The 21,797-nt window shown below is 68.3% G+C and carries 21 protein-coding genes; 14 read left to right on the top strand and 7 right to left on the bottom strand.

Annotation, left to right across the window (positions count from 1 at the left end):
- The first annotated feature begins 141 nt into the window (after positions 1-141).
- On the top strand, positions 142-552 hold the full coding sequence (locus ACFQRE_RS07215) for a nitroreductase family deazaflavin-dependent oxidoreductase (RefSeq protein ID WP_380120538.1): 411 nt from the start codon (positions 142-144) through the stop codon (positions 550-552).
- 10 nt (positions 553-562) lie between these two features.
- Here the strand turns inward: ACFQRE_RS07215 and ACFQRE_RS07210 are convergent, their stop codons facing one another.
- Both ACFQRE_RS07210 and galE read right to left on the bottom strand, forming a co-directional pair.
- Complete coding sequence (locus ACFQRE_RS07210) at positions 563-1,000, bottom strand: GNAT family N-acetyltransferase (RefSeq protein ID WP_380120536.1); 438 nt, start codon at positions 998-1,000, stop codon at positions 563-565.
- 74 nt (positions 1,001-1,074) lie between these two features.
- Positions 1,075-2,088 (bottom strand): UDP-glucose 4-epimerase GalE, encoded by a 1,014-nt coding sequence (galE, locus tag ACFQRE_RS07205; protein WP_380120533.1) that lies wholly within the window; start codon positions 2,086-2,088, stop codon positions 1,075-1,077.
- Positions 2,089-2,183: 95 nt separating this feature from the next.
- Between galE and ACFQRE_RS07200 the strand changes: the two genes are divergently transcribed.
- From ACFQRE_RS07200 to ACFQRE_RS07175, 6 genes are all read left to right on the top strand, one after another.
- Positions 2,184-3,173, top strand: coding sequence for a malate dehydrogenase (locus ACFQRE_RS07200; protein WP_380120531.1), 990 nt, complete (start codon positions 2,184-2,186; stop codon positions 3,171-3,173).
- 178 nt (positions 3,174-3,351) lie between these two features.
- Positions 3,352-4,179, top strand: coding sequence for an N-formylglutamate amidohydrolase (locus ACFQRE_RS07195; RefSeq protein WP_380120529.1), 828 nt, complete (start codon positions 3,352-3,354; stop codon positions 4,177-4,179).
- Positions 4,176-5,345 (top strand): flavohemoglobin expression-modulating QEGLA motif protein, encoded by a 1,170-nt coding sequence (locus tag ACFQRE_RS07190; protein ID WP_380120527.1) that lies wholly within the window; start codon positions 4,176-4,178, stop codon positions 5,343-5,345. Before ACFQRE_RS07195 ends, ACFQRE_RS07190 begins: the two co-directional genes overlap by 4 nt.
- The gene (locus ACFQRE_RS07185) at positions 5,342-6,388 is read left to right on the top strand and encodes a glutathione synthetase (RefSeq protein ID WP_380120525.1); all 1,047 of its coding nucleotides are present in this window, start codon (positions 5,342-5,344) and stop codon (positions 6,386-6,388) included. The genes ACFQRE_RS07190 and ACFQRE_RS07185 overlap by 4 nt, the downstream gene beginning before the upstream one ends.
- A gap of 221 nt (positions 6,389-6,609) precedes the next feature.
- The gene (locus tag ACFQRE_RS07180; RefSeq protein ID WP_380120523.1) at positions 6,610-6,858 is read left to right on the top strand and encodes a FitA-like ribbon-helix-helix domain-containing protein; all 249 of its coding nucleotides are present in this window, start codon (positions 6,610-6,612) and stop codon (positions 6,856-6,858) included.
- Positions 6,855-7,265, top strand: a complete 411-nt coding sequence (locus tag ACFQRE_RS07175) for a type II toxin-antitoxin system VapC family toxin (protein WP_380120521.1) — start codon at positions 6,855-6,857, stop codon at positions 7,263-7,265. The genes ACFQRE_RS07180 and ACFQRE_RS07175 overlap by 4 nt, the downstream gene beginning before the upstream one ends.
- Here ACFQRE_RS07175 and ACFQRE_RS07170 read toward each other — a convergent pair whose 3' ends face one another.
- The 5 genes from ACFQRE_RS07170 to ACFQRE_RS07150 form a co-directional block, all read right to left on the bottom strand.
- Positions 7,266-8,393 carry a calcium:proton antiporter gene (locus ACFQRE_RS07170; protein WP_380120519.1) on the bottom strand — a complete coding sequence of 376 codons (1,128 nt, stop codon included), beginning with the start codon at positions 8,391-8,393 and terminating at the stop codon, positions 7,266-7,268.
- Entirely contained in the window at positions 8,393-9,283 is an 891-nt protein-coding gene (locus tag ACFQRE_RS07165; RefSeq protein ID WP_380120517.1) for a bifunctional methylenetetrahydrofolate dehydrogenase/methenyltetrahydrofolate cyclohydrolase, read from the bottom strand. Before ACFQRE_RS07165 ends, ACFQRE_RS07170 begins: the two co-directional genes overlap by 1 nt.
- A 225-nt stretch (positions 9,284-9,508) precedes the next feature.
- Positions 9,509-10,939 (bottom strand): YlbE family protein, encoded by a 1,431-nt coding sequence (locus tag ACFQRE_RS07160; protein ID WP_380120514.1) that lies wholly within the window; start codon positions 10,937-10,939, stop codon positions 9,509-9,511.
- Complete coding sequence (locus ACFQRE_RS07155; RefSeq protein ID WP_380120512.1) at positions 10,936-12,420, bottom strand: FdrA family protein; 1,485 nt, start codon at positions 12,418-12,420, stop codon at positions 10,936-10,938. The genes ACFQRE_RS07160 and ACFQRE_RS07155 overlap by 4 nt, the downstream gene beginning before the upstream one ends.
- The gene (locus ACFQRE_RS07150) at positions 12,417-13,124 is read right to left on the bottom strand and encodes an oxamate carbamoyltransferase subunit AllH family protein (RefSeq protein WP_380120510.1); all 708 of its coding nucleotides are present in this window, start codon (positions 13,122-13,124) and stop codon (positions 12,417-12,419) included. The genes ACFQRE_RS07155 and ACFQRE_RS07150 overlap by 4 nt, the downstream gene beginning before the upstream one ends.
- A gap of 78 nt (positions 13,125-13,202) precedes the next feature.
- Between ACFQRE_RS07150 and ACFQRE_RS07145 the strand changes: the two genes are divergently transcribed.
- From ACFQRE_RS07145 to ACFQRE_RS07115, 7 genes are all read left to right on the top strand, one after another.
- Positions 13,203-14,507: a PucR family transcriptional regulator gene (locus ACFQRE_RS07145; protein WP_380120508.1), complete on the top strand. Its 1,305-nt coding sequence runs from the start codon at positions 13,203-13,205 to the stop codon at positions 14,505-14,507.
- A gap of 267 nt (positions 14,508-14,774) precedes the next feature.
- Positions 14,775-16,241 carry a uracil-xanthine permease family protein gene (locus tag ACFQRE_RS07140; protein WP_380120506.1) on the top strand — a complete coding sequence of 489 codons (1,467 nt, stop codon included), beginning with the start codon at positions 14,775-14,777 and terminating at the stop codon, positions 16,239-16,241.
- Positions 16,242-16,258: 17 nt separating this feature from the next.
- The gene (locus tag ACFQRE_RS07135; RefSeq protein ID WP_380120504.1) at positions 16,259-17,131 is read left to right on the top strand and encodes an FAD binding domain-containing protein; all 873 of its coding nucleotides are present in this window, start codon (positions 16,259-16,261) and stop codon (positions 17,129-17,131) included.
- A complete protein-coding gene (locus tag ACFQRE_RS07130; RefSeq protein ID WP_380120502.1) occupies positions 17,128-17,679 on the top strand; it encodes a (2Fe-2S)-binding protein in 552 nt (183 codons plus the stop codon). Before ACFQRE_RS07135 ends, ACFQRE_RS07130 begins: the two co-directional genes overlap by 4 nt.
- The gene (gene cutA, locus ACFQRE_RS07125; protein ID WP_380120500.1) at positions 17,676-20,093 is read left to right on the top strand and encodes an aerobic carbon-monoxide dehydrogenase large subunit; all 2,418 of its coding nucleotides are present in this window, start codon (positions 17,676-17,678) and stop codon (positions 20,091-20,093) included. The genes ACFQRE_RS07130 and cutA overlap by 4 nt, the downstream gene beginning before the upstream one ends.
- Positions 20,090-20,734: an SRPBCC family protein gene (locus tag ACFQRE_RS07120; RefSeq protein WP_380120498.1), complete on the top strand. Its 645-nt coding sequence runs from the start codon at positions 20,090-20,092 to the stop codon at positions 20,732-20,734. The genes cutA and ACFQRE_RS07120 overlap by 4 nt, the downstream gene beginning before the upstream one ends.
- Positions 20,734-21,666 (top strand): carbon-nitrogen hydrolase family protein, encoded by a 933-nt coding sequence (locus ACFQRE_RS07115; protein WP_380120496.1) that lies wholly within the window; start codon positions 20,734-20,736, stop codon positions 21,664-21,666. Before ACFQRE_RS07120 ends, ACFQRE_RS07115 begins: the two co-directional genes overlap by 1 nt.
- The last annotated feature ends 131 nt before the right edge of the window (positions 21,667-21,797 follow it).

Raw genomic sequence — 21,797 nt, 5'->3', positions numbered from 1 at the left:
CACAAAGACGATTGAAGAAGTCTGGGCGAGCGCCAGCGAGTTGTCCGTGCGGGGCACAAAGACGATGAAGAACCCGTGTGGTCACCGATCGGTGACCACACGGCATACGCGCGTTCGGCACCAGGGCGTAACGTCACATCCATGAGCGACTGGAACGCGGGAATCATCGAGGAGTTCAGGGCCAACGAGGGCAAGGTCGGTGGCCCGTTCGAGGGTGCGCCGATGATCCTCATCCACCACATCGGTGCGAAGACCGGCACCGAGCGCGTCACCCCACTGATGTATTTCCCCCAGGACGACGACTCCCTGATCATCATCGCGTCCAAGGCAGGGGCCCCCGACAACCCCGACTGGTTCCACAACGTGAGGGCCAACCCGCGCTTCGACGTCGAGGTCGGCACCGAAACCTTCCCCGTCGAGGCCGAGGTGCTGCCGCGTGAAGAGCGCGATGCCCTCTGGCCCAGCCTCGTCGAGAAGGCCCCGGGGTTCGGGGACTACGAGAAGAAGACCGACCGGATCATCCCGGTCGTGCGCCTGCGCCGCGCCGCCTGACCCTCAGGGGTCAGAGCGGCAGCTTCATGCCGACGTGCGAGGCCACGAACCCGAGCCGTTCATAGAACCGCTGCGCGCCCTCACGGCTCGCATCGGTCGTCAGCTGCACGATCACGGCGCCGCGTCGGCGGGACTCGTCGATCGCCCACCGGAACAGCTCCTCGCCGAGGCCCTGACCGCGTCGGCTCGAGGCGATGCGGACGGCCTCGATCTGGGCGCGCAGGGCGCCACCGCGCGAGAGCCCCGGCAGGATCGTGAGTTGCAGCGTGCCGATGACCTCGCCGTTGTCCTCAAGGACGACGAGCTCGTGCGCCGGATCGGCATCGATCGCCTCAAAAGCCGTCAGGTATGCCGCCAGCTCACCTTCGACTTCTCGGGTCGCCCCGAGTGGGTCGTCCACGAGCAGAGCGACGATCGCCGGCACGTCATCGCGCGTCGCCCGCCGCACCACTGCCCTTGCGTCTGCGGATGCGGTGGCTCTAGCGACCAGATGCGCAGACGCAGCGGGCTTGTCGGCGCCGCTCACGGGTAGCCCTGCGGGTTCTCGCTCTGCCACCGCCACGTGTCGACGCACATGTCGTCGACGGTGCGGGTGGCCTTCCACCCCAGTTCGGCCTCGGCCCTGGTCGGGTCGGCGTAGGACGCGGCGATGTCGCCCGGGCGCCGGTCGACGATCTCGTGAGGCAGCTCGTGGCCGACCGCCCGCTCGAAAGCGTGGAGCATCTCGAGGACCGACGTGCCGTGACCGGTGCCGAGGTTCCACGTGCTCACCGGCTCCTCGGCGGTGGCCAGCTTGTTGAGGGCGGCGATGTGCCCGGCCGCGAGGTCCTCGACGTGGATGTAGTCGCGCACGCCCGTGCCGTCCGGCGTGGGGTAGTCCCCACCGAAGATCGACAACTTCTCGCGACGGCCGACGGCGACCTGGGCGAGGAAGGGCATGAGGTTGTTGGGGATGTCGCTCGGGTCCTCGCCGATCGTGCCGCTCGGGTGCGCACCCACGGGGTTGAAGTAGCGCAGCAGCGCCACCCGCCACGACGGATCGGCTGCACCCACATCGCGCAGTACCTGCTCGATCATGACCTTGGTCCAGCCGTAGGGGTTGGTCGCCGATGTCGGCGCTTCCTCACGCATCGGCACTTCGGCCTCGGCCCCGTAGACCGTGGCAGAGCTCGAGAAGACAAGCTTGCGGACGTTGTGGCGGCGCATCGCTCGCACGAGCGAGAACGTCGAGACGAGGTTGTTCTCGTAGTACTCGAGTGGCTTGGTCACGCTCTCCCCCACCGCCTTGAACCCGGCGAAGTGGATGACCGCATCGATCTGCTCGTCGGCGAAGAGGTGCTCGGTCTTGTCGTGGTCGGTGAGGTCGAAGGACCGCACGTCCAACGGCAGACCCGTCAGTGCCTCCACCCGACCCACCACGGACGGCTTCGCGTTGGCGAAGGAGTCGACGACGGTGACGTCGTGCCCCGCGGCGACGAGCTGGACGACTGTGTGCGAACCGATGTAGCCGGCACCACCTGAGACGAGAACGCGCATGGCTCCACCCTAGGGCCGGGCTCTGTCCCCAGGCTGTGCGGGCGCTGATAGCGTCGACAACGACCACATCTGCCCCGTACGAAGAGGTACTCATCGTGAGCCAGACCCCCGTCAAGGTGGCCGTGACCGGCGCTGCCGGTCAGATCGGCTACAGCCTGCTGTTCCGCATCGCGTCGGGTGCCCTCCTCGGCCCCGACGTCCCCGTCGAGCTGCGACTGCTCGAGATCACCCCGGCGCTCAAGGCCCTCGAGGGTGTCGTCATGGAGCTCGACGACTGCGCCTTCCCGACGCTCTCCGGGGTCCAGATCGGCGACGACGCCGAGAAGATCTTCGACGGCGTCAACCACGCCCTCCTCGTCGGTGCCCGTCCGCGTGGCCCGGGCATGGAGCGCGGTGACCTGCTCTCGGCCAACGGCGGCATCTTCGCCCCTCAGGGCAAGGCCCTCAACAAGGTCGCGGCCGACGACGTGCACATCACGGTCACGGGCAACCCGGCCAACACCAACGCCCTCATCGCGATGAGCAACGCCCCCGACATCCCCACCTCGCAGTTCTCGGCCCTGACGCGCCTCGACCACAACCGCGCGATCAGCCAGCTCGGGGCCAAGCTCGGCGTCCCGGTCACCGAGATCAAGAAGATGACGATCTGGGGCAACCACTCCGCGACCCAGTACCCCGACCTCTTCCACGCCGAGGTCTCCGGCAAGAACGCCGCCGAGACGGTCAACGACCAGGCGTGGCTCGCGGACACCTTTATCCCCACCGTCGCCAAGCGCGGCGCGGCGATCATCGAGGCGCGCGGTGCGTCCTCGGCCGCCTCCGCCGCTTCGGCCACCATCGACCACGCCCGCACCTGGGTCGAGGGCACCGCCGAGGGCGACTGGACCTCCATGGCCGTGCGCTCCGACGGCTCCTACGGCGTCGAAGAGGGACTCATCTCCTCCTTCCCCGTCACCGTCAAGGACGGCCAGTGGAGCATCGTCCAGGGGCTCGACATCAACGAGTTCTCCCGCGGCAAGATCGACGCCACGGCGGCCGAGCTCGCCGAGGAGCGCGACGCGGTCAAGGGCCTCGGATTGATCTAGCCTGATCTGGCCCTGACGCCGAAGGCGACAGCGCAACGCGAGCACGCGGCATACACCGGATTCTTTCGGGGTATGCCGCGTGCTTGCGTTGCGCTGCACGGCGGCCGCGAGCCTCTGACCTGCAGAAACATCCACGCTTGCGGACTGTGGCGGCTTGGCTTCAGGTAGACAGGAGGGTATGCCTGACAACCCCGAAGCCCCCGCATTCGCGGTCGCCGGCGACTGGGGCGGCCAACTCGTCGCCACCGCCATCCACACCGGCCACGACCTGCGCGCGGAGATCCGCGACGCGATGCTCCTCGACGAAGCGACGCGACTGCGCGAAGAAGACCCGTTCACCGACGCCATCGGGTCGCAGTGCCCGGCCCAGGTCGTGGTCCACCGATCACGCTTCGAGGTCGACCTCAACCGTGACCGCGACGGGTCCGTCTATCGGCGTCCCGAGGATGCCTGGGATCTCGATGTGTGGCGCGAGAGCCCGCTCCCTGACCACCTGAGTGAACGCAGCGCGCAGATCCACGACGCGTTCTATGCCGAGCTCGGTGCGCGACTCGACGAGGTCGCTGCACGGGGACCGTTCGTGGTCTATGACGTGCACTCCTACAACCACCGACGCGACGGGGACGACGGACCAGAGGCGCCCTTCGAGGACAATCCCGAGGTCAACGTCGGCACGGGCTCCCTCGACCGCGACCGCTGGGGCGGCGTGGTCGACGCGTTCATGGACGCACTCTCCGGACCCGCCACCGCTGGCGGCGAGATCGATGTGCGCGAGAACGTCCGCTTCAAGGGCGCCCACCTCACGCGGTGGGTCCACGAGCGCTACCCGGATCGTGGCGTCGCCCTCGCCCTGGAGTTCAAGAAGACCTACATGGACGAGTGGACCGGCGAGCCGGACCAGCAGCGCATCGACACGCTGTCACAGGCCTTGGGCGAGACCGTCGAACCGGTGCTTCAGGCACTCCGATCCGTCTCGGGCGGCGCGGCAACAGGTGTCGAGCGGTGAGCGCCCAGACCCTCTCCGTCGCGGACCTCGCGATCGACCATGCGCTGGCCCAGACGGCTCGCAGCATGCAGTTCCTGCTCGACGTCACCCCCGTCAATGCCGACAAGGTGAGGCACGACTTCGCCCATGGCACCGTCGCCCAGCCGTCGTTCCACTATCGACCCCTGGAGACGTCGCCCGAGGTCCTGGCCAAGGCGCTCGAGAACATCGACGTTGCCGACGTCGAGGACGCAACCCTCGGCCACCTGCTGCGGGCCAAGCATCGTGAGCTCGGGCTCCAGATCGAGATGCTCAGGGCACGCGACACCGACGACTTCAGCGCGCTCAGCATCGAGCTCTACGGCGGCGCCACCCCCGAACTGCGCAGACAGGCAGACAACATCCTGGCTCGCGTGCACCGTTCCGAAGACGCTGGAGACAGTCTCACCGCACCCGAGTTCCTCGAGCTCGCGCACAGTGAGATCGACTTCTATCGCGAGGTCGACCCCGAGATCGACATCCACGCCGAGATGCGCGACGACGTCAACGGGGTCATGGTCAGCGGCAACACCCTGCTCATCGACAGGGATGTCGTGGTCCAGCGGGCGCGTGCCAACGCGCTCATCCAGCACGAGGTCGGCACGCACCTCGTCACCCAGGTCAACGGTGCCGCCCAGCCCGTGCAGGTCCTGGGCACGGGGCTCGCCGGCTACGACAGGACCCAGGAAGGGCTGGCCATACTCGCAGAGATCGGGTGCGGCGAGCTGACGCCGTTCCGCCTGCGGCAGCTGGCCGCCCGCGTCCTGACCGTGCACCGAATGCACGTAGGCGCAGATTTCGTCGAGGCCTGGCGGGCCCTCGTCGACGACGGCTTCCCCAAGAGCAGCGCCTTCACGACCACGATGCGCGCCTACCGCTCCGGTGGGCTCAGCAAGGACGCGATCTACCTGCGCGGGCTCGTCGAGCTCCTCCGCCACCTGCGCCGTGGCGGAGGCCTGGACCTTCTGTGGCTCGGCAAGTTCTCGCTGGAGGACCTGCCTCTCATCCGCGAGCTCGACCGGCGCGGCGTCCTCCGTCCTCCCCGTCTCGTGCCTCGCTACCTCGAGGACGCGAGAGCAACCGAACGGCTCGACGCCGCGGCCGACCACGCCGATGACGTCGCGCAACTCATCGAAGGAGCAGCATGAAGATCGGATTCGTCGTCAATGACGTCATGAGAGAGAAGCCCGTCTACACCACGATCCGGCTGGCCATGGCCGCCGAGCAACTGGGGCACAATGCGTTCCTCATGGGCATCGGCGACTTCGCCTATGAGCCGGACGGCTCGCTGACCGCACGGGTGCGTGGTGGCGGAAAGGGCAAGAAGTACCGGTCCCTCGAGCGCTATCTCGACGACGTGCAGACGCCGGACGTCGAGGTGCAGGTGCCGGTCGGTGAGTTCGACGTCGTCATGCTGCGCAACGACCCGGCCGAGGATGCTGAGGGTCGCCCGTGGGCGAACAACGCGGCCGTGGCATTCGGTCAGCTCTTCGCGGCCGCCGGAGTGCTCGTCGTCAACGACCCCAACCGGCTCGCCGACGCCCTGTCGAAGGCCTACTTCCAGCACTTCCCCGAGATCGTGCGACCCCAGACGCTCATCTCCCGCGACGAGGACCAGATCGCTGCCTTCATTGCCGACCTCGGTGGTCGAGCGGTGCTCAAGCCACTGCAGGGTTCCGGTGGCAGTGGGGTCTTCCTCGTCAACAGTGCCGAGTCGCCCAACCTCAGCCAGATCATCGAGGCCATCGCGCGCGACGGCTACGTCGTCGCCCAGGAGTACCTCCCTGCCGCCACCAACGGTGATGTGCGGATGTTCGTCATGAACGGGCGTCCGCTCGAGGTGCAGGGGCAGATCGCCGCCTTCCGGCGCAAGAGCGGTGGAGATGACCTGCGCAGCAACATGTCGGCCGGGGGCAAGGCGCACAAGGTGGCGGTGTCCGACGAGATGCTCGCGCTCGTCGAGACCGTGAAGCCCAAGCTCGTGGCCGACGGCATGTATCTCGTGGGGCTCGACATCGTGGGAAACAAGCTCATGGAGGTCAATGTCTTCAGTCCCGGCGGCCTGGGGTCCTGTCAGATGCTGTATGGGCACGACTTCGCCAAAGCCATCATTCGTGACCTCGAGCGCAAGATCGAGATCAAGACGCACTACGGCTCGGAGATGAGCAACCTGCGGCTTGCCACGCTCTGAATCGGCCGAAGGTATGGATTGCACAAAATTGTGTGGAGAACTCTGGACGCCACGGGTGGGCGCTGGCAGGGTGCACCGTGGGGCCGCGATCGTGACGAACGCCCTGACCGCATGACCGCCTGACCCGTCAGGCACAAGGCCCGTGCCCCCTCCCTGGGGGGTGCGGGCCTTGGTGTTGTCGCCACCCAACCCGGAGGGTGTTGCATTGATATCATTGCCGCATGGCCGCCATCACCATCCGGAAGTTGCCCGACGACGCGAAGGAGAAACTTCGCATGCGGGCCGCTGGGCATGGGCGCTCCATGGAGGCAGAAGCACGCAGCATCCTGGTCAACGCCCTCGACCGCTCCGCCGCGAGCGATCTCAGCTGGATCGAGAAACTCATAGCGGCCGGGGACACCGTGGGCGGCGTCGACCTCCAGTTCATTCCTGACGAAGCCGCCACGGTCGCGGAGTTCGACGAGCGGTGATCCTCCTCGACACCAATGTCATCTCGGAAGTCATGCGCGGCCCACGGGCCGACCGGCGAGTGCTCGCATGGGTGCGCTCTCTGGACACCATTCCTGTCACGACCGTGATCAACCGTGCGGAGATCCTGGCGGGCATTGCCGTCCTCCCCAGTGGCCAACGGCGTGACCTGCTGGAAGCAGCAGCACATGACGCCTTCGATGGCTTGGGCGTCTGTCTGCCGGTGATGCCCGAAGCAGCCTCCGCCTACGCGCGAATCGTCGCTGAACGGCAAGGTGCCGGGCACCCGGTCGGAGCGATGGATGCGCTGGTTGCCGCGATTGCCACCGTGGCTGGGGCGACGGTTGCCACGCGCGATGTCGCAGACTTCGCCGATCTCGGCCTTCCCTTGATCAACCCGTGGGAATGATCAGGGGACCGCGGCGAGGAACAGGTAGGCCGCGCAGAGGGTGAGGTGGACGCTCGCCTGCAGACGCGTGGCGCGTCCCGGGACGACCGTGAGCACGCCGGTCACGATGGTGATGGCGAGCAGGGTGATCTGGGTGGCGTCGAGCCCGAGGTGGAGGGGCGTGTCGATCCAGATCGTCGCGATGGCCAGGACCGGGATCGTCAGTCCGATGCTCGCCATGGCGGAGCCGAGGGCGAGGTTGATGCTCGTCTGGACACGTTCCCGGCGGGCGGCGTTGACGGCGGCGAGGGTCTCTGGCAGCAGCACCAGCAGGGCAATGACGACACCGACGAACGAGTGCGGCAGACCTGCAGCGGCAACAGCCTCTTCGATAGACTTGGACTCGACCTTGGCGAGGCCGACGACAGCGATGAGCGACAGGAACAGGAAGCCGACGGAGGTCCACGTCTCTGCGTTGGTGGGCGGGGTGGCGTGCTCGTCCTCGGGCAACGGCTTGCCCTTGGACCCGACGGGGAGGAAGAAGTCGCGGTGGCGCACGGTCTGGGTGAGAACAAAGGCGGCATACAGGCTGAGTGAGGCCAGGGCGGCAAACGCGAGCTGGCTCCCGGTGAACCTCGGTCCCACTTCACCCGTGGTGAACGTCGGGAGGACGAGGCAGACCACCGCGAGCGTGGCCACGGTGGCGAGCGCACCACCGGTGCCCTCGGCGTTGAACCGGACGGTGCCAAAACGTCGTGAGCCCACCAGGAGCGACAAACCCAGGATGCCGTTGACGGTGATCATCACGGCGGCAAAGACCGTGTCACGAGCCAGGGTCGACGTGCCCTCGCCGCCGCTGAGCATCAGCGTGACGATCAGCGAGACCTCGATGACCGTGACGGCGACGGCGAGCACGAGCGAACCGAACGGCTCTCCGACGCGGTGGGCAACGACCTCCGCGTGATGCACGGCGGCAAGCACAGCGCCACCCAGCAGGACGGCGACGACACCGACGACGACCCCGTTGATGTCACGACCCCACGTGACCGCGAGAGCGATCAGGGCAAGAAGGGGAGCAACCGTGGTCCAGTGGAACAGGTGCGTGTTGGTGGCGGTCGTGGGAGATGTGTCATTCCAGGTCTCGGGCATCAACCAGCACCATGCTCGGCCGAAGCGAGGTGCTGGGCGGCCTGCTTCTCGGCGATCGCGACGACGTTGCTCAGGAGCATCGCGCGGGTCATGGGGCCGACCCCGCCGGGGTTGGGGCTGACCCAACCGGCGACGTCCGCGACATCGGCGGCGACGTCACCGGCGATGACGGAGCGACCGTCCTCGACAACGCGGCTCACGCCCACGTCGAGCACCGCTGCGCCGGGCTTGATCATGTTGCCCGTGATGAGTCCGGGGACGCCTGCTGCGGCGATGACGATGTCGGCGCGACGAACCTCGGCGGCGAGGTCGACGGTGCCGGTGTGGCACTGGACGACGGTCGCGTTCTCGGAGCGGCGGGTCAGGATGAGCGAGAGCGGACGGCCCACGGTGATACCTCGACCGACGACGACCACGCGGGCGCCGGCAATCGGCACGTCGTAGCGGCGGAGCAGCTCGATGCAGCCCACGGGCGTGCAGGGAAGGGGTGCTTCCTGTCCGAGGACGAGCCAGCCGAGGTTGGTCGGGTGGAGCCCGTCGACGTCCTTGGCGGGGTCGACGGCCGCGAGGATCTGGTTCTCGTCAAGGCCGGTGGGCTGCTGCACGAGGAAGCCGGTGCAGGCGGGGTCCTCGTTGAGTTCACGCACGACCGCGAGGACGTCGTCGAGGCTGGAGTCGGCGGGCAGGTCGCGCCGGATGCTCGAGATACCGATCTCCGCGCAGTCCTTGTGCTTGGCGTTGACGTACCAGCTGCTGCCGGGGTCGTCGCCCACGAGGACGGTGCCGAGCCCGGGTGTGACCCCGAGTTCGGCCAGCGCGGCGACGCGGCCGCGCAGCTCCTCCTTGATCGTCGAGAGGATGGCCTTGCCGTCAAGTGTCTGAGCAGTCACACGGCAATTCTCCCAGACCCACAGATCCGGCTGACCACTCGACCGGCGCCCGCTCACACCTCCCCCGCCCAGGACGTGTCTTTGCTTCACCCCGCGATGCAAAGACACCCCCATTTGCTTCACCTGCTGGAGCGAATGGGGGTGTCTTTGCATCGCCATCGGGAGCAAAGGCACTCCGTTTCGCGGTGCTTGTGGGGAGGCCGGCCCGGTGGTGCGCGGTGGGAACTACCGGGTCGGGGTTGCCGCGGCCAGTGCGGCCAGGGCGGCCGGGAAGCACTCGGCGGGCGGCGTCACCAAGCCCGCGCCGACCTGTCCCGTGCCAGCGACGCGACCGGCCATGCCCGTGTTGATCTGCGGCAGGATCCCGGTGCGCACGACCGACATGACGTCGATGCCCGTGGGCGTGCCACGGAAGTCGAGGATCGGCACCTGGAACATGGGGTGCTCCCCCTGCGTGATCTCGTACATCGTCTGCGTCGCCCGCAGCGCGAAGGCCACGTCACCGCCGACGAACTTCACGATCGCCGGCGCCGCTGCCATGGCGAACCCACCGATGCCGCCGGTCTCGGTGATTGCCGAGTCGCCGATGTCGGGGTTGGCGTCGTCGGGTCCGTAGTCACCGAGGAAGAGCCCCTGTGGCGTGTTCGCCGGTCCGGTGAACCACTCGTCGCCCGTCCCGGAGACCCGGATCCCGAAGTCGGTGCCGTTGCGCGCCATCGTCGTCACAAGGGACGAACCGGGTATGCCGTGTGCCGCCATCGTCGCGAGCTTGCAGGCCGGCATACCGAGATTGAGGAAGAAGTGCTCGTTCGCGCCGGAGAAGCGGACGGCCTCGGCGATGTCGGTCGAGCTCGCGTCGGCCGTGATCATGCCGGGCAGGAGCTCGCGCAGGAGCATGAGGGAGCCCGCGCGGTTGCGGTTGTGGCCCTCGTCGCCCATCTGCAGCATCTGGGCGAGGATCGACTTGATGTCGAACGGACCGGTCTTGCGCACTGACTGTTGCAGGATCGGGCCGAGGACGTTGTTCATCCAGTGCAGGCGATCGATGACCTCGGGGCCGTACGCGCCATAGCGCAGCACCTTGCCGAGGCCCTCGTTGAGCGAGCACCAGGACCACGCGTCGTGGACCTCGTCGCGCAGGCCATACATCCACATCGAGGGCGACACGACACCAGCCATGGGGCCGACGGCGTCGCGGTGGTGACACGGCTCGAACGTGAACTTGCCTGCGGCGAGGGCCTTCTCGGCCTCCTCGGCGTTGTCTGCCAGCCCCTCGAAGAGCACCGCGCCGATGAAGGCGCCCCGCAGTGGACCCGACGCTCGCTCCCAGTCGATCGGCGGACCGGCGTGCAAGAAGGTGCCGCGGTCGAGACCCAGCGCATCCTTGGCCGTCTTGACGTCGACCAGCTCGGCACCCGCTGCGGTCAGACGTGCGTATGCCGTGGCGTTGGCTTCCGCTCGCCGCGCGTCGGCCATCACCGTCGCCAGGTCGGCCTCGGTCCCGGCCATGGGCGGCTGCCAGTCCGCCTCGACGACGGAGACCGCCTGGCCGCGCAGAGCATCGGCGAACAGCTGGACACCGGCCGTCGCGACCGAGGGCGACTCGACCGAGAGCAGACCACGCAACGGACCGGTGGTGGCGGGTGGCTGAGTCATCGCTGGCCTCCGAGGAAGGTGAGGGCGTGCCGGGTGGCATCACGGTTGGAGAGGAAGACGGAGGCGCCCGCCGCTGCGAGGGTCTCGCAGGTCCGGGTCAGGCCCTGCGGGTCACCGTCGGTGCCGATCACGGCGACGACGACGGGAAGCTCACGAGCGGCAGACTGCTTCGCGGCACGGATCGCGTCGGCGAGATCGGCGGCAGGGTCCTGGTGGGCGCCGAAGCCGAGGACGAGGTCGAGCAACAGCACTCCACACGTGGGGTCCTGCGCCTCGGCCGCGATGCGCTCCATCCGTAGCGTCGGGTCGATCATCGGGTGGGCTCGACCCTGGGTCAGACCGTCGTCACCGAAGTCGATGACGAGGTGCCCGGCGTCCTTGAGGTCGGAGCCGAGGGCGAGATCGTCGCGCAGGGGGATGTTGGACCGGATGTCGCCGAGCGACTCGGCCGCGATGAGCATCGCCTCGTCGGCCAGGGTGCCGCCGCAGAACAGCCCGCGCAGGCTTCCGTCGACCGAGCCCGGCTCAGGATCGTTGTCGGACAACCACTTCGGCCACTGCGGAACGTCGCGCCCTTCGGCCTCGAGGACGGCCTCCAAGGCGGTGGTGAGGTCGGGCCGACCGGCCCCGAGCGTCGCCCAGCGGACAGGGAGGCCCAGTCCGGCGGCGTACGCCTCGAGGTCCGTGAGGACCTCCTCGTCCGGCGGCTTCGAGACGACGACGATCGAGGTCGTGGCCGGATCGGCGGCGAGCGCGGCGAGTGCCTGACGGGTGGAACGTCCCCCGACTGCGGCCTTGAGATCACGGCCACCGACGCCGAGGCAGTGCGAGATGCCGACCCCCGCCGCGTCGAGGAGGCACATGATCTGCTGCGCGCCGGTGCCCGAGGCGGCGACCATGCCGATCGGGCCCGCCTCGACCACGTTGGCGAACCCGAGGGCGACACCCCCGACGACGGCCGTGCCACAGTCCGGACCCATCACCAGCACGTCGGCCGCGGCCGCAGCATCCTTGAGCCGGACCTCGTCCTCGACGGGGACGTTGTCCGAGAACAGCATCACGGAGGCGCCGGCACTGATGGCGTCGAGCGCCTCGGCTGTTGCGTAACGGCCCGGGACCGAGATGAGCGCGAGTTCCGCTCCCCCGACCCGGATGGCCCCACTGGTGGTGCGGGGTGCAGGCGCGTCGCCGAAGCCACCGCTGGGCGCAGCCTTCGCACTCAGGGCGGCGGCGGCCGTGGCAAGGCCTGCCGCGACGGCGACCTCGTCAACGGCTCGGACGGCGACGACGAGGTCGTTGGGGCCAGCGCCCTCAGGGATCTCGAACCCCATTCCGGTGAGCACCTCGACGTTGAGCTCGGTCGTCATCGCCACCTGAGCGGCTTCGACCCCCTCGACATCGGCGACCGTGCGTGAGACCTGGAGCAGGGTCACGGAGTCGTGGTAGGCGCCTCGGCGCACGTCGACGTGGGTGATACTCACGACGGGATTCCTTCCGGCAGAGGGCAGTTGGCGATGTGTTGCATGAGTTCGATGCCTTCGAGGAGGCCTGCTCCCGAGGTGTGGCCGATGGCCAGGACGAGTTCGCGGGTGCGGTCGGCGTCGGGCGACCCAGCCACCGCGTTGGTGACGTGGTCGACGACGGAGGACACGGCATACCCGGCTTGCGCAGCGACGACGAGGGACGCCGACAGGCTCGTGGTGCGGTCCACGGGGATCGCGTCCGGGACCGCGATCCCGAGGGCGCGGGCGGCGAGCAGGGCGCCGCAGAGGACGTCGTCGGCGCGAGGGGTGAGGCCCTCGCCGCGTCCGAGCTCGGCGAGGAGCGGCTCCCAGTCGAAGTCGGTTGGGTGTGCGGCGCCGGTCGAAACCCGTCGTGGCCGCCACGAACGAACGAGGCGTATGCCGTGGCTCGGCAGAGCGATCTCGTCACCACCGAGCGTCACGACGTCGCCCGGCGCCACTCCCCAGTCGCGGGGACCGGGCTGCGCGACGCGGACAGCCGTGGGCAGCATGAGCGCGTCGCTCGTGACGACGGGAAGGACGTCGGCGTGGCCGGAGTCGTCGTCGGAGAGCGCGAGGTAGAGCGCGGTGGGGAACGCGGCGAGCACGACGGCGGGGCGGCGTTGGCCCGCGACGAGGATCCGAGTGAGCGGGGAGGCCGCAGCGGGATATCTCGGATGCACACTCGGAACGCTAGCCAGCGTGACTACAGTGGCCTGATGGTAAATGTTGCCAACGATCTTGGCCCTGAGCCTCAGCACTTGCCAGCCGAGGAGATGATCGCCTCCCTGCGACGCGTCGTCGACCATCAGGCTGAGCTGTTGCGCCGCGAGGACGAAGTCAACCGGATCCTCGTGCAGACGGTGCTCACCGGCGGTTCCCTCGCCGACCTGGGCCAGGCCCTCGTCGGCCTGTTCCCGGGCGTGACGCTCGTGACGACCACCGACGGGCGCCTCGTCGCCACGGCCGGGTCCGAGGAGGACGTCGCGACGGTGATGGCGCTCGACTGCTTCGACCGCACCGGCCGCCTCATCGTCGAGGAGGAGCCGGTCGGGGTTCGCGCTGCGGGACCGGTGAAGTCCGAACGCACCATGGTCCGGATCGTCGCGGGCACGTCGGACCACGGGCTGCTGGCGGTCTTCACACCGGGTCGGGTCCTCACGACCACGGACGTGCACGGGTTGGAGCGCGCCGCCGCCGTGGCCGCACTGGCCATCACGAAGGAACAGGCCGTGTCTGCGGTCGAGGGGAAGTACCGCGCGGAGTTCCTGCGCGACACCCTCGTCGGCCGTGGGGGCGCGCCCGAGGAGGCCATAGCGCACGCCGCCTCGTTGGGGTGGAACCTGGATCGACGGATGGTCGTCGTCGTCGCCGAGACCGACGAGGACGACTCACGCACCAGCCGTGACGGAGACGAGCTGCGTTCTCTCCAGGAGCGATTCGTGCGCGCCTGGGTGCAGGCCGTGCGGACCCGGGAGCCCATGGCGCCCGTCGCTGGCTTCTCCCAGGAGGTCGTGGCGCTGCTGCCCGCTCCGTGCAGTGGAGAGGGCGAGCAGCAGACCGTGATGCGCTCGATCGGCGAGATGGTCAAGATCGTGCGCGGCGACGGCGGCGGTGGACGGCGCACGTTCTCGACGGGCGTGTCACGACCCGTGGACTCGGTCGACGACATCCCCCGCGCCTATGCCGAGGCCCTGCGGGCTGTGGCGGTCGGTCGGCAGATGCAGGGCGAGTCGGCGGTCATGCACTTCGACGGGCTCGGGATCTATCGACTGCTCTCGCTCATCCCTGACAACGCCGACCTGCGGGCGTTCGTCGACGAGGCCCTGGGGGATCTGGCGACCGATGCCCAGCCGTCGTACGCCGACCTGCGCCAGACCCTGCAGGTGCTGCTCGACACCAACCTCAATGTCGCCGAGACGGCCCGGATCCTCTTCTTCCACTACAACACGCTGCGCTACCGGATCACCAAGCTCGAGCAGATGCTCGGACCGTTCACGTCGGACCCGCAGTTGCGGCTCACCCTGTCGCTGGCCCTGCGGATCCGGCAGATGCGCGGCGTCTGACGCTGGTGAACGGCCCCTGACGCGCCTTCGTCGGCGCCCGGATCTCCGCCCTCGGCGAGTTGCTGCTGACGTGGTCCCCGGAGCCGAACGCCGTGCCACGATGAACCGTGTGACAACGGTGTGACACGGGCTACTTCGAGTTGCCAAGGCCGCCCGCAGTCCGCTGTCACAGATTGACGAATGACCCTGAGGGTGCGGCAACTAGCGTCCTCGTATCCCGATGACGCGACTCCCCGCGCGTCCTCCGCTGAGGAAGGTCACACGCACATGGCTCTTGGACTTGGTTGGAAGCTGAAGGAGGGCACGCTCGGCCCCGACGACGTCGTCGCCCCCGACGAGCGGCTCGACTGGGGTCGCACCGTCGGTCTTGGCGCGCAGCACGTCGTCGCCATGTTCGGCGCAACGTTCGTCTTCCCCCTGATCATGGGTCTCAACCCGCAGCTCGCCATCATGATGAGCGGCATCGCGACCATCGCGTTCCTGCTCATCGTCCAGGGCCGGGTGCCCAGCTATCTCGGCACGTCCGCCGCCTTCGTCGGTGGTGTCGCCGCAATCCGCGCGCAAGGTGGCGACTCGTCCGAGGTGACCGGCGCGATCCTCGTCTCCGGTGTCGTCCTCGCCCTCATTGGCGTGGCCATCCACTTCCTCGGCTCGGGCGTCCTGCACAAGGTGCTGCCGCCCGTCGTCACCGGCGCCGTCGTCATGCTCATCGGCTTCAACCTCGCACCTGTTGTCGCCGACATCTACTGGCCCCAGGACCAATGGGTGGCGCTCCTGACGATGCTCTTCACGATCGTCTGCGCGGTCGCCTTCAAGGGCTTCATCAGCCGCATCGCGATCTTCCTCGCGCTCATCTTCGGCACCGTCCTGTCGTATCTCCTCGACAAGACCGCCGGTCCCATCACCTCCGTGCTCGGCGGCGCGACCGAGGCCACAGAGCACGTTCGGTGGAACACCTCTGGCATCGGCGACGCGTCCTGGTTCGGCTTCCCGGCCAAGACGATCTTCAAGGCTGACGGCACCGAGGTGGCCGGCTGGCACGCGCCGAGCTTCTCCACCGCGGCCATCCTGCTCGTCCTCCCGGCGGTCATCGCCCTGATCGCCGAGAACACGGGCCACGTCAAGGCCGTTGCCGAGATGACCGGCCACAACCTCGACAAGGACATGGGACGCGCCATCGCCGCCGATGGTTTCGGCACGGTCCTCGCCTCGTCCGTCGGTGGCTCGCCCACCACGACCTACGCCGAGAACATCGGTGTCATGGCCGCCACCCGCGTCTACTCGACCGCCGCCTACTACGTCGCCGCGATCGTCGCGATCATCTTCGGCCTCTCCCCCAAGTTCGGCGCACTCGTCGCCTCCGTCCCCGGTGGGGTTCTCGGCGGCATCACCGTCGTCCTCTACGGGATGATCGGCCTGCTCGGCGCGAAGATCTGGAAGGAGAACGGGGTCGACTTCGCCAACCCGATCAACCTCGTTCCCGTCGCCGCTGGCATCGTCATCGGCATCGGCGACGTCAAGCTCAAGTTCAGTGACGACTTCACGCTGAGCGGCATCGCCCTCGGCACGATCGTCGCCATCGGCGCCTTCCACCTGGCCCGCACACTCGCCCCCGCCGACCTCCGCAACCGGGCCGACGGCAAGAGCGGACCCGGCGGCACGGCGATCACCACCGGCGACCGCGTCTACGGCGACGAAGACGGCATCGACGACCTCTACCAGTCCAAGCGCTGAGGAGCTGACCCCCCGACGTGAAGCCTGCCCCCTTCGTCCACCACGCCCCACGCACCCTCGACGAGGCCATCACGGCCCTCGCTGACGTCGGACATGACGGCAAGGTCCTCGCCGGCGGGCAGAGCCTCATCCCGGTGCTCAACATGCGTTTGGCCCAACCGGCGCACCTGGTGGACATCAACCGGGTCGCCGGGCTGGACACCGTGACCGTCACCGACACCCACGTCCGGGTCGGTGCGACCGTGCGTCACGCCGTCCTTCAGAAGAACGATGAGGCGTATGCCGTGCTGCCGCTTCTGCGTCAGGCGCTCCGCAACGTGGCCCACCCGGCCATCCGCAACCGCGGCACCACCGTGGGCTCCATCGCCCACGCCGACGCGGCCGGCGAGATGCCCTCGATCGCAGTGCTGACCGAGGCGGTCATGGAGATCGTCGGTCCCGGTGGTCGCCGCGAGGTGGCGGCCGGTGACTTCTTCGAAGGCCCCTTGCAGACCATGCTCAAGGCCGATGAGTTGCTCGAGGCGGTGCGCTTCGGCCGCTTCGGCGCCACGACCCGCACCACGTTCATCGAGTCGGCCCGCCGGCACGGTGACTACGCGTTGGCCGGCGTCGGCGTCGCAGTCGATCTCGACGGGCAGGGACGGGACGCGGTCGTCCGAACTGCTCGAGCGGCATACGTCTCCGTCACGGACATCCCCGTGGTCATCGACCTCACCGAAGCCGTTGCGGGACAGTCGATCTCATCGAGCTGGGACGGCATCGACGACCTCGTCCAGGCCGGCATCGCACCCGAGGCCGACATCCACGCCACCAGTGAGTACCGCCGCATGCTCGCCGCCGAGCTCACGCGACGCGCACTGACCATCGCCACGACCGAGGAGGACGCATGACCGACATCGACCAGAGCGCGCCCACCACGGACGCGACCCTCAACGTTCCTGTGACACTCAACATCAATGGGGTCACCCACACTCGTTCAGTCGAGTCGCGGCGACTCCTGTCGGACTTCATCCGCCACGACCTGCGACTCACCGGCACCCACGTCGGCTGTGAGCACGGCGTCTGCGGCGCGTGCACCGTGCTCGTCGACGGTGAGCCGATGCGCTCCTGTCTCATGTTTGCCGTGTCCGCCCAGGAGCACACGATCACCACCGTCGAGGGCCTCGGCACCCAGGACGCGATGGGTCCGGTGCAGCAGGCGTTCGTCGAGTGCCACGGACTCCAGTGCGGCTTCTGCACACCGGGATTCGTCACGACGATCACGGCCTTCATCGAGGAGAACCCCGACCCGACGAGCGAGGAGGCGCGCGAGGCGATCTCGGGCAACCTCTGTCGTTGCACGGGCTACCAGAACATCTGCAAGGCCGTCCTGCGCGCCGCCGAGATCAAGCGCGACCTGAGGTCGAAGTCCGACACGTCTGCGGGGGCTGACTCATGAGCACCCGCCAGTTCGGCCAGCCCGTCCTGCGCAAGGAGGACCCGCGTCTCGTCACCGGCAACGGCCGCTACCTCGACGATCTCGGCCACGACGCCTACGAGGTCGCGTTCGTTCGCAGCCCGCACGCCCATGCGCGCATCACGGACATCGACGTCGACGGGGCTGTGGAGATCGATGGCGTCATCGCGGTCTACACGCACGAGGACCTCGACGGGCCCGCTGCTGATCGGTTGCCGCTCCTCATCCCCCACCCCTCCATCGAGGCCGGGCGCACCGGCTACCCGCTCGCCAAGGACGAGGTCAACCACGTGGGCGAGGCCATCGTCATGGTCATCGCGCGCGACCGCTACCTCGCCGAGGACGCTGCCCAGCGCATCGTGGTGACCTATGAGTTCCTGCCGCCGGTCGTCGGCATCGCGAACTCGCGCGACGGTGACCGGCTCGTGCACGACGACGCGCCCGGCAACGTCGCCGCCCACCTCCTCCAGGAAGTCGGCAACGTCGAACCCGCCATGGCTGCGGCGCCCCACACCCTCACGCTCGAGCTCGAGATCGAGCGCAGCGCCTGCATGCCCATGGAGGGCAAAGGCGTTCTCGCGCACTGGGACTCGGACGAGCAGCGCATGCGCATCCACTCGTCGACCCAGACCTCGACCGGTGTGCGCGCGGCGGTCGCGGCCAAGCTCGCACTGCCACTCGCGCAGGTCGAGTGCATCGCCCCCGACGTCGGTGGCGGCTTCGGCGTCAAGATCATGCACCCCTGGCCCGAGGAAGTGCTGGTGCCGTGGGCCTCTCGCAAGCTCGACCACGACGTCAAGTGGACCGAGGACCGGCGTGAGCACTTCACCTCGAGCGCGCACGAGCGCGGCCAGCTGCAGCAGGTCACCGTCGGCTTCGACGACGACGGGCGGCTGCTCGCCCTCGACGTGAAGTTCTGGCACGACAACGGCGCCTACCTCCCCTACGGCGTCATCGTCCCGATCATCACGGCGACCCAGCTGCTCGGCCCCTACAAGCCGCAGAACTACCGCGTCGAGTTCTGGTCCCTCTACACCAACACCGTTCTCGTGACTCCCTATCGAGGTGCTGGCCGCCCGCAGGGGTGCTTCGCCATGGAGCGCACCATGGACGCCATCGCCGCCGAACTCGGCATCGATCGCACGGAGGTCCGCTCCCGCAACTTCATCCAGCCCGAGGAGATGCCCTACGACCAGGGGCTCCTCTTCCAGGACGGGCGCCCGCTCAAGTACGACTCCGGCGACTTCCCGGCTTCCCTCGCCAAGCTCAAGGCGCTCGTGGGCTGGGACGACTTCGCGGCATACAGACAAGAAGCCGAGTCACAGGGGCGCAAGGTCGGTCTCGGGATCGGTTGCTACGTCGAAGGAACGGGCGTCGGTCCCTACGAGGGTGGGCACGTGCAGGTCGAGACGAGTGGGCGCGTCAACGTCGCCACTGGCCTCACCACCCAGGGGCAGGGGCACCAGACGATCCTCGCCCAGATCGTCGCGGACGAGCTCGGCGTCCCCATCGACGACGTCTACGTCACCACCGGTGACACCAGACGGATGCCGTATGCCGTGGGGACCTTCGCGTCGCGCGGTGCCGTCATGAGCGGCAATGCCGTGGCCCTCGCGGCCCGCGCGGTGCGAGCCAAGGCGTTGCGGATTGCCGCCGACGCCCTCGAGGTCGCGGAGGAGGACCTGCAGATCGAGGATGGCGTCATCAGCGTCAAGGGTGCGCCCCACGCCTCGATCGCCCTGTCCACCGTGGCCGTCATGTCCAACCCGTTGCGCTATGCCTTCGACGAGTCGGCAAAGGCCGCAACGCAGTTCGCCGGAGCCTTCGACCCCGACAAGCCGCCGGTCGCCGACGACGACGAACCCGGGCTCGAGGGCAAGGACTTCTACTCGCCCACCCAGGCGACCTTCGCCAACGGCATGCACGCAGCCATCGTCGAGACCGACTCTGTGACGGCCGAGATCACGATCCTGCGCTACTGCGTCATCCACGACTGTGGTGTCGTCGTCAACCCGATGATCGTCGAGGGCCAGGTCCATGGCGGCGTCGCCCAGGGCGTGGGTGGTGCCTTGTATGAGCGGATGGTCTATGACGAGAGTGGGCAGCTGCTCAACGCGTCGTTCATGGACTTCCTCATCCCCTACGCGTCCGAGGTCCCACACATCGAGACCGATCACCTCGAGACCCCGTCACCGCTGAACCCGCTGGGGATCAAGGGCGCTGGCGAGGCGGGCACCATCCCCGTCACGGCCGTCATCGCGTCCGCGATCTCGGATGCCGAGGGATTCTTCATCCGCTCAATGCCGATCAGTCCGGTCGAGCTGTGGGAGCTGCGCGCCCAACACCGCCAGAGCGAACTTCACCTCCAGACAAGCACCACCGAGGAGCACCGATGAAGATTTCCGGAACCGCGACGATGGCGGCCTCCCCCGAGCAGGTGTGGCAGGCGGTCCACGACCCGGCCGCTCTCGAGCGCAGCATCCCCGGCTGCGAGAGCCTGCGTGAGCTCTCCCCCGGTCGCTACGCGATGACGGTCATGGCCGGGGTCGCAGCGATCAAGGGTTCCTACGACGGTGAGGTCGCGATCTCCGACATCAACGAGCCGGACCGCTTCACGATGAAGGCGGACGGCGCCGGTGCGCCCGGCACGATCTCGACGACGGTCGACGTGACCCTGGTGGCCGCGGACGGTGGCGGAACGACCATCACCTATGAAGCCGACGCCCTCGTGGGCGGACCCATCGGAGGAGTTGGCCAGCGGATGCTCGCCGGCGTCGCCCGCAAGATGGCCGGCCAGATGTTCAAGGCACTGGACGACGACATCGCCGGTGTCCGCAGGGAGAAGAAGAAGGCCAAGGGCGGCGCCGTTGCCGCAGGAGTCAACGCCGGTGAAGTCGACCGCGGCGCTCGACCGCTCAACCCGGTCGGGACAACCGTTGCCGTTGGCGGGCACTCCGGCTTCGTGCCAGGGGCCTTGTTCGGAGCGGGTGTCGCCCTCGCCGGCGTCATCGTCGGCTGGCTCATCGGAGGTCGCTGATGCGTGCTCTCACTGCCGCCGCCATCCAGGTCGCACCCGTCCGGGGATCCCTGACGCCGCAGGTCGTCGAGGCAAACATCGCGCGCTGCGTCGACTTCGTACGACGCTGCGTCGCCGAGACCGGCGCCGAACTCGTCGTGCTGCCCGAGTCCGCCACGACCGGGTTCACGCCTGACTGCCCCGTCGAGAACCTCTGGGACCTGGTCAGCGAGCTGCCCGGGCCGATGACCGAACCGTTCCAGGCCGTGGCCCGCGAGCTCGGGATCGTGCTGTGCGTCGGCACCTATGAACGCGGCCCAGAGCGTGGTGTCATCTACAACGCGTCCGTTCTCATCAACTCCGACGGCGAACTCCTTGGGGTCTATCGCAAGACGCACCCCTTCTGCACCGAGGCCGTCTCCGGTGGCGGCTGGGTCACCCCGGGCGACACGGTCACGGTGTGCGACACCGCGATCGGTCGCATCGGCATGATCATCTGCTTCGACGGTGACTACCCTGAGCTGTCGCGCATCCAGGCCGTTCAGGGTGCCGAGATCATCTGCCGCCCGTCCGCCCTGCTGCGCTCGGCCGACATCTGGGAACTCACCTCGCGGGCGCGCGCCTATGACAACCACGTGTTCGTCATCGGCGCCAACGCGACCGGCATCGACCCCGCCGGCGTCATCTACTTCGGCAACAGCCACATCGTCACGCCGAACGCCACGATCATCGCCAAGGCCGCGTCACACGAGGGCTGGGTGTCCGCCCGCCTCGACCCGGCGACAGCCCTGTCGTCGCTCACGCCGGGCTCCAACATCAGCCAGGGCTTCGACCACCTGCGCGACCGCAACCTCGACCTCATCCGCAACCACCGCGAGGAGCTCGAGTCACCCGCCAAGACCTCCTTCCCTCATGGCGCCCCTCGCCCCGACCACAAACCCGAAGGCGACTGACCCCGCCCACGTCGCCACACCTTTTCCGGGGCCGGCGGGAAACAGGTCCGGAGCAAGGGAACAGTTCCCTTGCTCCGGACCCGTTTTCCGGGGGCGGCGGGAAACGGGTCGGCCTACACGGGCAGGAGGCG

This window comes from Knoellia pratensis (assembly GCF_042666395.1).
In the GTDB taxonomy this organism is placed as follows: Bacteria; Actinomycetota; Actinomycetes; order Actinomycetales; family Dermatophilaceae; genus Knoellia; species Knoellia pratensis.
The sequence above is the reverse complement of the archived record's forward strand: the minus strand, read 5'-3'. Positions and strand labels throughout refer to the sequence as shown.